Source organism: Vibrio fujianensis (assembly GCF_002749895.1).
Taxonomy (GTDB): Bacteria; Pseudomonadota; Gammaproteobacteria; order Enterobacterales; family Vibrionaceae; genus Vibrio; species Vibrio fujianensis.
The window spans coordinates 1,530-18,001 of sequence record NZ_NBUS01000038.1 but is presented as its reverse complement, the minus strand read 5'-3'; the positions used below and the strand labels follow the sequence as shown (position 1 = coordinate 18,001).

Below are 16,472 nucleotides of genomic sequence, written 5' to 3'. Positions count from 1 at the left end.
TGAGCGCTTGCCAACTGGCGTCATCGACAGTTACTCCTCCCGCTAACATTCCAGCTAATAAGCCATGCAGTTCAGCAGGATTTATCGCCAATGAGGCCGATTGCAGATCACTGGCTAATTGGTTATAACTGGGAAAGGTCGCTTCACTCATAATCACTTCATCTAGGTAAATAAACGCCATCCTACCACTTCAACGATTAACCGAAAACGCCCATATGATTAGCTTTTATTCAAATTGCCCAATAAGTAGTTTTTTAGCTATCAATTTAGACTTATCGGCGTGAAAAGCTTGAATCTTGATAGCGCTTTACCTATAGTTTGCCCCTCGATGGTTTGGCAATTGCACCCATCTTTAGTTGCGCGAATAGAGTTCACTTATCATGAGTAATCAAGCCGTTGAGGTTGAAATATTAGGCAAAATAACCCGAGTTAATTGCCCCAAAGGGCAGGAAAGCTCTCTGGTTCGTGCCGCACAAGATCTTGATCAACGATTGAAAGATATGGCCGAACGTACTAAAGTTACTAATGAAGTTAAGTTATTGACTATCGCAGCATTGAATATTTGCTACGAATTACAAACAGAGCGGCAAAAACAAGATGATCTACACTCGCAATTGAATAGACGGGTTGATGAACTCGCAAACTCATTGCAAGCCGCGCTCAATAAAGTACAGCAGCAAGGCCACTAAAGCCTGCTTAAAGTTTTACCCTGGAGTGTTCGTCAGCGGATGTAAGTCCCTGAGCCGATAAGCAACACCAAAGGGTTGGTATTCGATTGCTATTGAGCAAGCTCGGCTCGTACCGAGAAGCCTACGGCAACCATTGCTAATCCGCCTTGAACCAGCTGGTTCAAGGGCCTCAATCCTCAACGGCACTCTGGGGTTTCCTAATATGTCATCGACTCGTCAATATTTTCGTCAATCCATTCGACAAAGACGCCATCAACTGTCTCGTGAAGCTCAACGGCAAGCAGGGTTAGATTTGGTGGATATCTTTGCAAAACAGCCAGAATTAACGTGCTGCCAACATATCGCGTTGTACCTTTCAACCGATGGTGAACTCAACACCACGCCACTCATTCACTGGTTATGGGCCCAAGGAAAATCTGTCTATCTTCCCGTATTGCACCCGTTTTCTAAAGGGCACCTGCTCTTTTTACATTACCAACTTGATACACCGATGGCTTATAACAAATATGGCATTATGGAGCCTAAACTCAATAAGTGGCTAATAAAACCAGCCCAAGAATTAGATCTTATCTGTACGCCATTAGTGGCTTTTGATGCACAAGGTCATCGGCTTGGTATGGGGGGGGGGTACTATGATCGAACGCTTTCAACCTGGTTTAAAACGGGTCAAGGAGCCAAACCGATTGGACTGGCTCATGATTGCCAATACGTCAAAACCTTACCGATTGAAAGCTGGGATATTCCCCTCCCCCAAGTTGTCACCCCTACACGCTCTTGGCAATGGAACGTATGTTCGCGCTTCTCTCAATCTAAATGAATTGTCCGCTTCTCCAGTACATCTGTGTGTCTTTTGAGTATATAATCGCGCCGCACACGCATTAACTCATAAACCATGATAGGAGACAGGCATGACTCAAGATGAGATGAAAAAAGCCGCCGGTTGGGCTGCTCTAAAATACGTAAAAAAAGGCAGTATTGTTGGCGTAGGGACGGGATCAACGGTCAATCACTTCATCGATGCACTGGGTTCTATCAAAGATGACCTTCAAGGTGCCGTATCCAGCTCTATTGCTTCTACTGAAAAACTTCAAGCACTCGGTATCAAAGTTTACGACTGTAATGATATTGATCAGTTAGATATTTATGTGGATGGGGCGGATGAAATTAATCCTCAGCGAGCCATGATCAAAGGCGGAGGAGCTGCACTGACCCGTGAGAAAATTGTCGCAGCCATTGCTGATCAATTTATTTGTATTGTTGATGGCACCAAAGCCGTTGATATTTTAGGTAAATTCCCGCTTCCTGTTGAAGTCATCCCGATGGCTCGCTCCTATGTCACAAGAGAGCTAATAAAATTAGGTGGAACCCCTATTTATCGTGAAGGGGTTATCACTGACAACGGTAATGTGATTCTTGATGTCCATGATCTACAAATTCGTGATCCTAAAACGCTCGAAAGCCAAATAAATGCTATCACCGGAGTGGTGACCAATGGTTTATTTGCCCACCGTGGAGCCGATGTAGTCATTACCGGAACAGCACAAGGTGCTAAAATCGAAGAATAAGATTGATAAAAACTACACTTTTTTGTTATTTGATTACAAACGGCACACTAAGTGCCGTTTTTTTCGGTTTTTCTATAAGAAAATTATTTCTTATTACGTAATTTCCTTACCCAAATGACAAAATATTTGTTAGTTTAATGGGGTGTAGCAACACAGGGAAAACGTTTGCGTTGAATAAAAAAAGTCAAATAATCTACGTTTTACTTGGCGTTTGCTTGATTAGCCCACCATCCCATATTTAAGGACGAGAATAATGGCCAAAGTTTCACTGGAAAAAGACAAAATCAAAATCCTACTCCTTGAAGGACTTCATCCATCATCAGTTGAAGTTTTGCAAGCTGCTGGCTATAGCAATATTGAATACCATAAAGGATCTTTGGAAGAATCAGAACTGATTGAAGCGATCCAAGATGTACATTTTATTGGCATTCGTTCGCGCACCAATTTGACAGAAAAAGTGATCAATGCGGCCAATAAATTGGTTGCGATTGGCTGCTTCTGTATTGGAACCAACCAAGTCAACCTTAATGCTGCCGCTAAACGAGGTATTCCGGTATTTAATGCTCCATTCTCCAATACCCGAAGTGTCGCAGAACTAGTATTAGGAGAAATTCTGCTCCTGCTACGTGGTATCCCTGAAAAAAATGCCCTGGCTCACCGCGGAATCTGGAAAAAAAGTGCCGATCATTCATACGAAGCTCGTGGCAAATGTTTAGGTATTGTCGGCTATGGGCATATTGGCACACAGCTCGGCATCATCGCAGAAAATTTAGGCATGCGAGTCTATTTTTATGACATAGAAAGTAAACTTTCTTTAGGAAATGCAACACAAATTCATACCATGAGTGAATTGCTCAATAAGTGTGATGTTATTTCCCTTCATGTACCCGAAACACCTGAAACCAAAAACATGATGGGTAAAGACGAATTTGCTCGCATGAAGCCAGGTTCTATCTTTATTAACGCCGCTCGTGGAACGGTAGTTGATATTCCAGCCTTGTGTGATGCACTGGCATCTGGTCATATTGCTGGGGCCGCTATTGACGTATTTCCGACAGAACCAGGTTCAAATAAAGAAGCATTTGAGTCACCTTTAATTGAGTTTGATAATGTCCTGCTGACTCCTCATGTCGGAGGCTCAACCCAAGAAGCACAAGAAAACATTGGAATTGAAGTTGCAGGAAAACTGGCTAAATACTCCGATAATGGTTCAACGCTCTCTAGTGTTAACTTTCCTGAGGTATCTCTACCACAACATCGTGATTGTTCGCGCCTATTGCATATTCATGAAAATCGCCCGGGTATTCTGACTCAGATCAACACCATTTTTGCACAAGACGGGATTAACGTTGCAGCACAATATTTGCAAACCAATGCAACCATTGGTTATGTGGTGATTGAAGTTGAAACGGCCCGCTCAGCAGAGGCCTTAGCTAAATTGAAGAGCATTGATGGTACGATTCGTGCCCGTATTTTGCACTGATCGTGTAACGGCAAGATAGACAATAAAAAAACCAGCCCAAGTCGGCTGGTTTTTTATTGATATGCAATGGAGGCGGAAAAGACTAGCCTCGTAATGCTCGTTCTCCACGAGTCATCCCAACCACACCACTTCTGGCGACTTCAATCACATCTGTAACTTCGGCAATCGCGTCAATAAATGCATCTAATTTATCACTGGTTCCGGTTAACTGAACGGTATATTGCGCGGCAGTCACATCAACAATTTGCCCTCGGAATATGTCAGCCGTTCGTTTTACTTCTGCACGAGCAAACCCACTCGCCTTCACTTTTACCAGCATCAATTCACGCTCAATATGCTCAAACTCCGAAACTTCCTGTACTTTTAATACATCAATTAACTTATGCAGTTGCTTTTGAATCTGCTCGAGTTGCATTTCATCGGATGTCGTGGTGATCGTCAGGCGCGATAATGTTTCATCATCCGTTGGAGACACGTTGAGCGTTTCAATGTTATAACCACGCTGAGAGAACAATCCAACCACCCGTGATAACGCTCCCGGCTGGTTTTCTAGTAATAATGAAATAATGTATCTCATATTAAGTTCTCTCCGTTTTGCTTAACCACATTTTATCCATTCCTTCGCCTTTAATCTGCATCGGATAAACATGCTCGGTTTCATCAACATGAATATCCACAAACACCAAGCGATCTTTCATGTCTAACGCTCGCTGTAGCTGGGGTTCTAATTCACTTGGATTAGTAATTCGAACCCCTACATGACCATAAGCTTCGGCAATAGCAGCAAAATCAGGAACAGAACTCATATAAGAGTTAGAATAACGCCCCTGATAAATAATATCCTGCCATTGCTTTACCATACCTAAGAAGCGGTTATTTAAGTTAATGATCTTAACCGGAATGCCATATTGCAGAGCGGTTGAGAGTTCTTGGATATTCATTTGAATACTACCATCTCCTGTCACTACCACGACTTCCTCATCAGGTAAGGCAAATTTCACTCCCATGCCGGCAGGCAAACCAAAGCCCATGGTGCCAAGGCCTCCAGAGTTAATCCATTGGCGAGGTTTATCAAAAGGATAATAGAGCGCCGCAAACATTTGATGTTGCCCCACATCCGAGGCGATATACGCCTTGCCCTTGGTTAGCTTAAATAATGTTTCAATCACTTGCTGAGGCTTGATTCGATCGACAGATGGCTCATAACTTAAACATTGCCGATCACGCCAACTTTGAATATCAAGCCACCATTGATCTATCGCTTGACTATCGTTTCCTTCCGCTTGTTCTTCGAGCAATGCCAGCATGTTTGCTAAAACTTTATCCGCAGAACCCACGATAGGTAAATCAACTTTCACGTTCTTCGAGATCGAAGAAGGATCGATATCAATTTGCATGACTTTGGCATTCGGGCAATATTTTTCCAGATTATTCGTCGTTCGATCATCAAACCGTACGCCAATTCCAAAAATCAAATCAGCGTGATGCATCGCCATATTGGCTTCATACACACCATGCATACCAAGCATACCGAGGAAGTTTTTATGTGTCCCTGGGAAAGCTCCCAGCCCCATCAATGTACTCACAACGGGTAAGTTTAACGCTTGCGCAAGTTGACGAATTTGCTTATCTGCTTGTGAAATAATCGCGCCACCACCAATATATAGTACCGGTTTTTTTGCAGCTAATAGTGCTTTTAACCCTTTCTTAATTTGCCCTTTATGCCCAGACGTTGTCGGATTATACGAACGCATTTGTATGGTTTGTGGATACTGATACGGAAATTTGATCAACGGATTCATTACATCTTTAGGAAGATCAATCACAACTGGGCCAGGGCGGCCCGTTGAGGCAATAAAAAAAGCTTTTTTAATCGTTTCAGGAATATCCTGCGCGTCTTTCACCAAAAAACTGTGTTTTACGATAGGGCGAGACACTCCCACAATATCGCACTCCTGAAAAGCATCATTACCGATTAAGTTGGTCGCAACGTTACCAGAAATCACAATCATAGGAATGGAGTCCATATAAGCGGTGGCAATACCAGTAACGGTATTCGTGGCTCCAGGTCCTGAGCAAACCAATACTACGCCCGGTTTCCCTGTCGCTCGAGCATAGCCATCTGCCATATGAGTTGCCGCTTGCTCATGACGAACAAGAACATGTTTAATCTTATCGGTTTTTTCGTGCAAAGCGTCGTAGATATCAAGTACCGAGCCGCCTGGATAACCAAAAATCTGTTCTACACCTTCTTCGATGAGAGATTGAACCACCATCTCTGCACCAGATAACATTGCAGTACTGGGTAACATTGTCATTTTTCTCCTTACCTTTTTCTCATCACAAGGTCCGTGAATGAGATAGGTTTTACATAGTTTAGGGCTTATTCGTAGCCTAATTCGAAAACACTCCGCTTTCGGCTATGTCCTGCACAGGTCATAACCTGTGCTAGGTAACATCACAACTTTACCCCTTTATTTTTATTCGGTCTAACTGCTCAATCGGCACATTTTTAGCAATATAGGGGAAAAAACCGATAATTAGGATTCAATGTGGGATAAACGTTTAAAACTAGAGATAAAAATGATTAACTTGTTAAAAAAAAGAGAAAAATTTTATAGCGGAACGCATCAAAAGGGAGGAAAAAGGCCGTTTAGGAGCAAAATCATCGACCTATCTAAAAAACAGCATAATAGGTCGATGGAATAAAACGTGGTTAATCTTTTGGCTTATCGTGATACATCTCTTCGATTTCCTGTTGATACCGATCATTAATCACTTTACGGCGCAGCTTTTGCGTCGGTGTAAGCTCGCCTTGATCCATAGAAAAGGCTTTTGGCAGCAATTTGAATTTCTTTACTTGTTCAAATTTTGCCAATCCTTGCTGCAGATCGTTCACGCGTTTTTCAAATAACTCAACAATTTGGCTGTGCTTAAGTAATTCTATCCGATCATGATATTTGATGTTCAACTCTTTAGCATATGATTCAAGCGTATCAAAACAAGGAACGATCAAGGCGGATACAAATTTACGAGTATCAGCAATGACCGCAATCTGCTCGATAAAGTGATCTTTACCAATCGCCCCTTCTACAACTTGCGGTGCTATATATTTTCCACCAGAGGTTTTCATTAATTCTTTAATACGATCGGTGATAAAAAGGTGACCATACTCATCAATATGACCAGCATCACCTGTTTTTAAAAAGCCTTGTTCATCAAAAGTTTGCTGGGTTTCTTCCGGCATTTTATAGTAGCCACGCATGACCATCGGCCCACGAACTAAAATTTCGTTGTTCTCGCCAATTTTAATTTCAACGCCCGGCATGGATAATCCAATCGAATCAGGATTAAACACATCGTCATCCCAGCAGGAGATCGTCGCCGTGGTTTCTGTCATACCGTAGCCAAGCTTCACATTAATGCCAATAGCATGAAAAAAACGCCCGATCGTTTCATCTAATTTCGCCCCACCACAAGGCATAAAGTGAATTCGTCCACCGAGTAATTCGCGTAATTTCGATAGTACTAATGTATTCGCCCAGTCATAGCTATAGCGTAAGAAAACTGATGGCTGACGTTTTTCTTGTTTGCATAGCGCCATCTTCGCCCCCATGTTGACAGCCCAAGTAAATAAGGCTTTACGATGAAAGGGAGCTTTTGCTACTTTTTCATGTATAGCAGAGAAGATTTTTTCGTAAAAACGCGGTACTGCACACATGACTGTGGGGCGGATTTCAGACAATGCCTCACGAACCAGCCTTACGTCTTGCAAATAGCAGTTAGTCGCGCCTTTATAAAGAACATAACAAGTCCAAGCACGTTCAAAAACATGGGAAAGGGGCAAAAAACACAAAGATACGTCATCACTCGATAAGCTTAACCGCTGATCATGCCCTTCTAGCTGAGCTCCAATATTTCGATAATCAATCATGACACCTTTAGGTTGTCCAGTGGTGCCTGAGGTATAGATCAATGTGTAAAGATCATCGTAGGTTGCAGCCGCTAAACGCTCTGCTAACTCGACCTCTTGGACAGATGAACCCTGAGCGATAAAATCATCCCAAGAAAAAGCATGCACAAATCCTTTTAGATCGACTTGTTCATTCATAGCAACAATCAGCTGCAATTGTTCACATTGTTCAAAAATCGATAGGGCGGCATCATATTGTGCTTGATCTCCTACGAAGAGGATTTTCACATCAGCATTTTGTAGGACATAAGCCGACTGCTCAGGTGTATTGGTAGGATAAATGGGTACCGTCACCAGCCTTGCTTGCAGGGCAGCAAAATCAGCAATAGTCCATTTCGGCATATTAGGAGCATAAATACCTATTTTATCTTGCACACTTAAGCCAAAAGATAATAAAGCTAAAGAGACCTGATCAATTTGCTGGCCAAATTCCTTCCAGCTAATCCCTTGCCACTCTTTACCGACTTTATGCCGTAACGCGATACGATTTCCGCCAAGAGAAACTTGTTCTTTAATGCATTTAACAATATGAAAATCTAAATTGGCCATTTCTCTTACCTTTAGCTTACACCTGTAAGCTCTATTTTGAGCGCACAAGTGTACATTCAACCAGTAAAAAGACAACTGACCCGTATCAAAATTTTACAAAATATCAAGGCAACTAAAATAAAAAAACCTCAGGTCAGAACTTTCGCCCACCTAAGGTTAAAATAAAACAACAATTAGCATTACTTCCGTGCAACAACTTCGCCACAGATCACCATAAGTTGATCTCGTAGCCAAATGTGCCCTTTATCTTTCTCACTCGACTCATGCCAACTTAAATAACCGCTGATACTAGCATTGTCAAATGGGAAAGCCAGTATTTGTAACTGCGATTTATTCGCTGCGTGCTCCACCATCCAACGAGGGGCGATTGTCACCAATTCCGATTGCCCTACCACATAAAGCACATTACTCAGGCTGGTTCCTTCATAACTCGGGTGACAATCGAGATCTCGATAGGCCTGTTCAGAAAAACTGCGTTGCCCATGTACTTTAGAAAGCTTGGCATGTTGCTCCATGGCTAAACCTTCTCGAGTCACACTACCTTGGATCCGTGGGTGAGATTTTGCAGTCACAACAACAAGTTCGTCTTGAAATATTTCTGTACTAGAAAAGCCTTGTGCGTCAAAACAAGCATAATCAATCACGAAATCAATTTCTTGATAACGCATCCGTTCTGCTAGTTTTCGATCAAACTCAGCATCTAAATGTAACTGCACATGAGGGGCTTGTTGATGGATACTCGTCATAATTTTTGGTGCAAAGCGGATATCACAAGGGCTGCAAATAGCCAATTTAAACAAACGCGTTGAGGTTTCTGGAGCAAACACAGAGCTCGGTAGTTCATTACGAATTAATTGCAGTGCTTGACGAATCGGGCCAAACAGTTGTCGTGCACGCTGAGTCGGCTGAATACCACGTCCTTGGCGCATGAATAACTCATCATTAAACATAACTTTGAGTCGGGCGACTGCATTACTGACCGCAGGTTGTGACATACCCAAATTATGAGCTGCACGTGTAATATTTTGCTCTTGCATTACCGCATCAAAAACCGTGAGCAGATTTAAATCCACACTACGTAACGTGCTTTCCATACGATAGCTAGCAATCGCGCTTACGGGATCTTTTTTATTAAGCATGAAGTACGCCTCTTGTTATTATTCAATTCGTCACAGGTGACCAATTCAAATCAGATTGGCGAATAGAAAATTAGATTATTGGGTGTCCAGATAACTTCTGGTTGAGTTGTACTATCAACCATTCATTTGTTGAATAGCAACACGATTGATAAAAAGTCAGTAAATTTTACCCGATTAGAAAAAAAGTCAATATTTTTCAAAACATTAACTTTTCATAAAAAAAGATAAAAATATTTTAGTGATGGTTTTTTACAAAGCATTGATGAGACAAATAAATATAAGGATGGAAAATTTTAACATTCACCATAAAGATAAGATAAGAAAGATCATATAACTCATAGCGAATTAATCGCAGCATAGTCAGGAAAATCGACCTGTTTCCATAGCGTATCACATAACGCTGAGTGATCGTTCCATGCGCCATTTATCACCCAATCGGCTACCGCATTAGCAACATCCGGATAATTGACCCGTTCAGCTTGCTTCTCATTCAGCCACCGGCCAATAACAGAAGCATCTAAAAAATCCATCGTACTCGCTAAGCCTAGTAGATCCAATGTTGCCACATTACTTTGCTGTTCAAACTGACCGGAAAGCGGCTTTAATAGTAGTTTTTTACCCAGAGATAACGCTTCAGAAGGTAACTCAAATCCACCATTGGCAATAACGCCATTACAACGGTGTAAATGCTCATGAAAAGCACGATGACATAAAGGTTTTAATTCAATATTTTCCACAATAGCGTGATCCAAGACGGTTGGATGGTAACAAATAAACCGATGATGAGAAAAACGGCTCAATAATTCACACACTTGATGTATTTCCTCAAAAGGTAAATACACTAAAATAAAGTGCTCATTGCCGCCACCTGATGATAAGTGGGTATTTACAATCGGAGGAAGAATCGCTTGATTAAAGTGATACCAATGAAGAGCTAAATGGTGATCAGCCGGAGCAAAATACTGCAAAATTATATGATCAAGCCAAGTTATGCCTTTAAGTGGAACCGAATAACGAAAAGCATTTTGATGACTCAAACTAATACAAGGAACCGCTTGACGCTTTGCTGCCCATGCACTGACGGGTTCAAAATCATTAATGACTAAATCATAACCATCCAGATCTAACTGATCCACTTCCTGTAAAAAAGCCCACAGATTGGTTCGCATCGCAGTTTTTAAGTAGCTGACTTTCCCTCGTACCGTGATAAAACTCAGTCCTCGCCGAGTATAAAAATCACCAAAACATTCCATGGAAAAATAATCCGCTTTTTCTCTTCCTGAAAATAAGAAATCAATCGATACTTTGTGTTTTGTAAAAGCTTGACTCATCGCTCTCGCTCGACTGATATGGCCATTTCCTGTCCCTTGCACACCATATAAAATTCTCACATCCAGCCCTCCATAAGCGAAAGTGATAGCATGGCGCAGCTGGTGCCAAGCATCGCACCAATGATAACGTCAGTGAGAAAATGTACGCCTAATAAGATACGAGCAGAGCCAATCACGCCTGCCCATAATAAAGCACCCAAAAACAACGAAGGATAAAAATGACCAATTAAGATCGCCATAAGAAAAGCCGCGGCGGTATGCCCTGACGGTAAACTATACCGATCAGAAGGGGTGATAAAAGCCGTTAACAATGGTGAGAATTCTTCCGGTCGACGACGTTGGACACTATTTTTAAGTGCCCAATACACAGGTAATTCTATGGCAAATGCAATAAGCCCAGTCGTTAAAAAATTCATCCCATTTGAGCCATCCGTTGTCCAAGCGAGCAACCCAAAAATAAGGTATAGATGCCCATCTCCGGTATGAGAGATCGCTTTGCTAAATCGAGCCACCGGCTGATTAAACTTGTGATGTAGACAAATAATAGAAAAGGCCAAATCTAATTTAGCAATCGGTTCGAGGGTACGCATGCCTCACCTCCTTGATTGAGTTCTACCCTTTCAACATAGGTAAGAGAGATGACAGATCCGTGACTGTTTTTTGGTGAATCGATGAATTTACTTCATTTATAGTCGATATATATTTCTGAGAAAATGATCCGATATGAATAAAAAATCAACTTAATGGTTGACGTGTCAGGTTGAGTGCGGTACTAATTTGTTAACTTAATTGTGTGGAATGTTACTGATGACATCACGTTTTTCTCTCCTGCTGGGCCTACTCCTTATCGTGAACCATTCGCGCGGGTAGATTGTGGAAGAAAAATAGCACACAAGATTACATAAAACCCGCATCGAGATGCGGGTTTTTTTATAAGTATATTCAGGAAGTAAACGATTAACTGTCGAGATCAGGGAGCCTATATGAGCGATCAAGTTATTATATTCGATACCACATTACGTGATGGTGAACAGGCATTGTCTGCCAGCCTTACAGTAAGAGAAAAACTACAAATCGCCTATGCTCTTGAACGACTAGGAATCGATGTCATTGAGGCCGGTTTTCCTGTTTCCTCTCCCGGGGATTTTGAATCCGTTCAAACGATCGCCAAACATATTAAAAACAGCCGAATTTGTGCTCTTTCTCGAGCGGTAGAGAAAGACATCGATGCCGCTGCACAAGCATTAAAAGTGGCTGAGGCTTTTCGGATTCACACCTTTATCTCAACCTCTACCATCCACGTGCAAGACAAGCTACGTCGCAGCTATGACGATGTTGTAGAGATGGCCGTTCACGCGGTTAAGCATGCTCGTCACTATACTGATGATGTTGAGTTTTCTTGTGAAGATGCAGGAAGAACCCCGATTGATAATCTATGTCGGATGGTGGAAGCGGCCATTAATGCCGGTGCATCAACCATCAATATTCCTGATACCGTAGGGTATACCGTTCCAAGTGAATTTGGTGGCATTATCCAAACCCTGTTTAACCGCGTACCTAACATTGATAAAGCGGTGATTTCTGTTCACTGTCACGATGATTTAGGCATGTCTGTGGCTAACTCTATTGCCGCCGTTCAAGCTGGAGCCCGCCAAATTGAAGGTACGATTAATGGTATTGGTGAACGTGCGGGCAACTGTGCTCTAGAAGAAATAGCCATGATCTTAAAAACTCGCCAAGATCTTTTGCAGGTTCGCACCAACATTCGACACCAAGAAATTAGTCGAACCAGTAAATTGGTCAGTCAGCTATGCAATATGCCAATACAAAGTAACAAAGCCATTGTTGGAGCAAATGCTTTTAGCCATTCTTCGGGCATTCACCAAGATGGGGTATTAAAAAATAAGAACACCTATGAAATCATCACACCTGAATCGATCGGGCTAAAAAATCAGGTGCTGAACTTAACCAGCCGCAGTGGTCGCGCGGCTGTTAAAAGCCATATGGATTCAATGGGTTATAAAGAAAGCGAATACAACCTAGATGCATTATATGAAGACTTCTTAAAACTGGCGGATCGTAAAGGCCAAGTGTTCGATTATGATCTAGAAGCGCTAATGCACTTCTCAAATCTGCGCGAAGAGGATGATTTTTATAAGTTAAACTACCTCAGCGTACAATCAGGTAGTGTCATGGCCACTACAACGATTAAACTGCAATGCGGTAGTGAAGAGAAATGTGAAGCAGCGGTCGGGAATGGCCCTGTCGATGCTCTCTACCAATGTATTTATCGTGTTACTGGTTATGAAATCGTCTTAGATAAGTTCGACCTCACTGCAAAAGGGGAAGGTGAAGATGGATTAGGCCAAGCCGATATTATCGCAAATTACAAAGGCCGAAAATATCATGGTACGGGTGTTTCGACTGATATTGTTGAGGCATCAGGACAAGCCTTGCTTCATGTCATCAATAGCATTCATCGAGCGGATCAAATTGCCGAGATAAAGCAGAATAAAAAAATCGCTACCGTATAAAATTTAGCGCTAGCAAACACAATTGAAATAAGAAATTAGAGAAGGACGACTATGACAAGTAAAAATTACCGGATCGCCGTTTTACCCGGTGATGGCATTGGCCCAGAAGTCATGCAGCAAGCTCATAAAGTGCTGGATGCGATTGAACAGAAATATGCATTAACCTTTACACGTGAAGAACATGATGTCGGCGGTATCGCCATTGATAATCATGGATGTCCACTACCAGAGAGCACCCTCAAAGCGTGTGAAGAAGCCGATGCGGTTTTATTTGGTTCTGTCGGTGGACCAAAATGGGAACATTTACCACCGAATGATCAACCTGAGCGTGGCGCTCTGCTGCCATTACGTAAACATTTCCAACTATTTTGTAATTTGCGCCCTGCAAAAATTCATCGTGGATTAGAAGCTTTTTCACCACTACGTGCCGATATTTCCGCTCAAGGTTTTGATATTGTCGTTGTACGCGAATTAACTGGGGGAATTTATTTCGGCCAACCCAAAGGGCGCGAAGGAGAAGGGGCGAATGAAAAAGCCTTTGATACTGAAGTGTATCACCGCTTTGAAATCGAACGAATCGCTCGTATCGCCTTTGAATCAGCTCGCTTACGTCGCCAAAAAGTCTGCTCTATCGATAAAGCTAACGTATTGCAAAGTTCGATTTTATGGCGCGAGGTCGTAACAGAAATAAGCAAGAAATATCCAGATATCGAGCTATCACATATGTATATCGATAATGCAACGATGCAATTAATCAAAGATCCAGCTCAATTTGATGTCATGCTTTGTTCCAATATCTTCGGTGATATTCTCTCCGATGAATGCGCGATGATCACCGGTTCAATGGGCATGTTACCTTCTGCTAGCATCAACGAAAGCAAATTTGGATTATATGAACCAGCAGGTGGCAGTGCCCCCGACATAGCAGGAAAAAACATCGCCAATCCTATCGCACAAATTCTCTCGACAGCGCTTATGCTCCGTTATAGTTTAGGCGAAGAGCAAGCTGCACAATCAATTGAAGCAGCGGTTAGCCAAGCGCTTGCAGAAGGACAACTAACTGGCGATCTTGCTAGCGGAAAACCCGCTCTATCAACGTCAGAAATGGGCGATGTTATCGCACAATATATTCTAAACGCATAGTATTCAAAGTCGGCAATGATCGGCTCTCATTGGCTCAAAGAGCTCAAGGAAGAAGCAATGTCAAAAGCAAAAACCTTATACGAAAAAATTTATGATGCCCATGTGGTGGTTGCCGCTGCGGGAGAAACGCCGATTTTGTACATCGACCGCCATCTAGTCCATGAAGTGACCTCTCCACAAGCCTTTGATGGGCTACGTGAAAAAGGACGTTCGGTACGTCAAGTCAGCAAAACCTTCGCCACCATGGATCACAACGTCTCTACCACCACCAAAGACATTAATGCGTCGGGGGAAATGGCTCGGATTCAAATGCAAACCCTTGCTAAAAACTGCGCAGAATTTGGTGTGACCTTATATGATATTAACCATAAATATCAAGGTATTGTGCATGTCATGGGGCCAGAACTTGGCATCACGCTACCAGGCATGACGATTGTTTGCGGTGATTCACACACCGCAACACATGGTGCGTTTGGCTCACTCGCATTTGGTATCGGCACTTCAGAAGTCGAGCATGTCCTCGCGACCCAGACTTTAAAACAAGGCCGTGCCAAAACGATGAAAATCGAAGTGCGGGGTAAAGTGGCTCCCGGCATCACGGCTAAAGATATTGTGCTAGCCATCATTGGCAAAACTACCGCTGCGGGTGGCACTGGTTATGTGGTTGAGTTCTGTGGGCAAGCCATTCAAGACCTTTCCATGGAAGGTCGAATGACTGTCTGCAATATGGCGATTGAACTCGGCGCAAAAGCTGGCTTAATTGCCCCTGATGAAACGACCTTTAATTACATTAAAGGTCGCAAGTTTGCGCCACAAGGTCGTGATTGGGATGACGCTATAAAATACTGGCAAACACTAAAAACCGATCCAGATGCGCAATTTGATGCGGAAGTGATCCTTGATGCCAGTGAAATCAAACCACAAGTTACTTGGGGAACCAACCCCGGACAAGTGATTGCTATCGATCAACCGATTCCATCACCAAACGACTTTACCGATCCCGTTGAGCGTAACTCCGCAGAAAAAGCATTAGCTTATATGGGGTTAGACGCTGGGAAAATGCTCTCTGATTACAAGGTGGATAAAGTGTTCGTTGGTTCGTGTACCAATTCGCGTATTGAAGATATACGTGCCGCAGCGTTAGTCGCACAAGGTAAAAAAGTGGCTCCCCATGTTCAAGCCTTAATTGTGCCGGGTTCCGAGCAAGTCAAAGCACAAGCGGAAGCAGAAGGCTTAGATAAGATTTTTATTGAAGCTGGATTTGAATGGCGATTACCCGGTTGTTCAATGTGTTTAGCCATGAATAACGATCGCTTAGCACCGGGAGAACGCTGCGCTTCAACTTCAAACCGTAACTTTGAAGGGCGTCAAGGCCGTGATGGCCGAACTCATTTAGTCAGCCCTGCGATGGCCGCCGCCGCAGCCATTAGTGGGCACTTTGTCGATATTCGTCAACTTTAATTCAAGGAGAACACCATGTCAGGATTTCAGCAACATACCGGATTAGCCGTTCCTCTTGATGCCGCCAACGTGGATACCGATGCGATTATCCCAAAACAGTTTTTACAAAAGGTCAATCGCACTGGGTTTGGTAAGCACCTGTTTCATGACTGGCGTTTTTTAGACGATGCAGGTGAAAAAACTAACCCGAAATTTGTCATGAATCAGCCTCGCTATCAAGGAGCGAGTATCTTGCTTGCCCGTGAAAACTTTGGTTGTGGCTCGTCTCGAGAGCACGCGCCATGGGCATTGGCCGATTACGGTATCAAAGTGATCATCGCCCCAAGTTTTGCCGACATTTTTTATGGCAACTCGATTAATAATCAGATGATTCCGGTACAACTGACTGATCAAGAAGTCGATGAGCTGTTTAGCTATGTTCAGCATACCGAAGGAGCAACCATTAATGTTGACCTACAAAGCCTAACTGTTTCGGCTAACGGCAAAACCTACCATTTTAAAATTGACGATTTTCGACGTCACTGTTTATTAAATGGTTTAGACAATATAGGCCTCACGCTACAACATGAGACAAAAATCGCTGAATATGAAGCGAAAATACCACG

The 16,472-nt window shown here is 42.7% G+C and carries 15 protein-coding genes and 1 other RNA gene; 9 read left to right on the top strand and 7 right to left on the bottom strand.

Translation table 11 applies throughout. The annotated features are described in order from the left end of the window. Positions 1-151 (bottom strand): UPF0149 family protein (locus tag B7C60_RS17770; protein WP_245868558.1); only part of this gene is annotated, 151 nt, incomplete at its 3' end. A gap of 229 nt (positions 152-380) precedes the next feature. Between B7C60_RS17770 and zapA the strand changes: the two genes are divergently transcribed. The 5 genes from zapA (at position 381) to serA (ending at position 3,737) form a co-directional block, all read left to right on the top strand. Then, positions 381-689, top strand: coding sequence for a cell division protein ZapA (gene zapA / locus B7C60_RS04030; protein ID WP_099610542.1), 309 nt, complete (start codon positions 381-383; stop codon positions 687-689). Positions 690-703: 14 nt separating this feature from the next. Further along, positions 704-887: non-coding RNA, 6S RNA (gene ssrS, locus B7C60_RS04025), on the top strand. Between the two features lie 4 nt (positions 888-891). Then, entirely contained in the window at positions 892-1,506 is a 615-nt protein-coding gene (locus B7C60_RS04020) for a 5-formyltetrahydrofolate cyclo-ligase (RefSeq protein WP_099610541.1), read from the top strand. Between the two features lie 91 nt (positions 1,507-1,597). Continuing rightward, positions 1,598-2,254, top strand: coding sequence for a ribose-5-phosphate isomerase RpiA (gene rpiA / locus B7C60_RS04015; protein ID WP_099610540.1), 657 nt, complete (start codon positions 1,598-1,600; stop codon positions 2,252-2,254). Positions 2,255-2,507: 253 nt separating this feature from the next. Then, a complete protein-coding gene (gene serA, locus B7C60_RS04010; RefSeq protein WP_099610539.1) occupies positions 2,508-3,737 on the top strand; it encodes a phosphoglycerate dehydrogenase in 1,230 nt (409 codons plus the stop codon). A gap of 82 nt (positions 3,738-3,819) precedes the next feature. On the opposite strand, the gene ilvN is transcribed toward serA, so the two are convergent. From ilvN to B7C60_RS03980, 6 genes are all read right to left on the bottom strand, one after another. Further along, positions 3,820-4,314 (bottom strand): acetolactate synthase small subunit, encoded by a 495-nt coding sequence (gene ilvN / locus B7C60_RS04005; protein WP_099610538.1) that lies wholly within the window; start codon positions 4,312-4,314, stop codon positions 3,820-3,822. 1 nt (position 4,315) lies between these two features. Continuing rightward, positions 4,316-6,049, bottom strand: coding sequence for an acetolactate synthase 3 large subunit (locus B7C60_RS04000; RefSeq protein WP_099610537.1), 1,734 nt, complete (start codon positions 6,047-6,049; stop codon positions 4,316-4,318). Positions 6,050-6,453: 404 nt separating this feature from the next. Beyond that, positions 6,454-8,259 (bottom strand): AMP-dependent synthetase/ligase, encoded by a 1,806-nt coding sequence (locus B7C60_RS03995; protein WP_099610536.1) that lies wholly within the window; start codon positions 8,257-8,259, stop codon positions 6,454-6,456. A 179-nt stretch (positions 8,260-8,438) separates the two neighbouring features. Next, positions 8,439-9,398, bottom strand: coding sequence for a transcriptional regulator LeuO (gene leuO, locus B7C60_RS03990; protein ID WP_099610535.1), 960 nt, complete (start codon positions 9,396-9,398; stop codon positions 8,439-8,441). A gap of 335 nt (positions 9,399-9,733) precedes the next feature. Further along, positions 9,734-10,789 carry an MJ1255/VC2487 family glycosyltransferase gene (locus B7C60_RS03985; protein ID WP_099610534.1) on the bottom strand — a complete coding sequence of 352 codons (1,056 nt, stop codon included), beginning with the start codon at positions 10,787-10,789 and terminating at the stop codon, positions 9,734-9,736. After that, positions 10,786-11,319, bottom strand: coding sequence for a phosphatase PAP2 family protein (locus B7C60_RS03980; protein WP_099610533.1), 534 nt, complete (start codon positions 11,317-11,319; stop codon positions 10,786-10,788). Before B7C60_RS03980 ends, B7C60_RS03985 begins: the two co-directional genes overlap by 4 nt. Before the next feature lie 393 nt (positions 11,320-11,712). Between B7C60_RS03980 and leuA the strand changes: the two genes are divergently transcribed. The 4 genes from leuA to leuD all read left to right on the top strand — a co-directional run. Further along, a complete protein-coding gene (leuA, locus tag B7C60_RS03975) occupies positions 11,713-13,263 on the top strand; it encodes a 2-isopropylmalate synthase (RefSeq protein WP_099610532.1) in 1,551 nt (516 codons plus the stop codon). A gap of 51 nt (positions 13,264-13,314) precedes the next feature. Continuing rightward, positions 13,315-14,406, top strand: coding sequence for a 3-isopropylmalate dehydrogenase (gene leuB / locus B7C60_RS03970; protein ID WP_099610531.1), 1,092 nt, complete (start codon positions 13,315-13,317; stop codon positions 14,404-14,406). 57 nt (positions 14,407-14,463) lie between these two features. Then, complete coding sequence (gene leuC / locus B7C60_RS03965; RefSeq protein WP_099610530.1) at positions 14,464-15,867, top strand: 3-isopropylmalate dehydratase large subunit; 1,404 nt, start codon at positions 14,464-14,466, stop codon at positions 15,865-15,867. 15 nt (positions 15,868-15,882) lie between these two features. Next, on the top strand, positions 15,883-16,472 hold a 590-nt coding region (gene leuD / locus B7C60_RS03960), incomplete at its 3' end, for a 3-isopropylmalate dehydratase small subunit (RefSeq protein WP_099610681.1).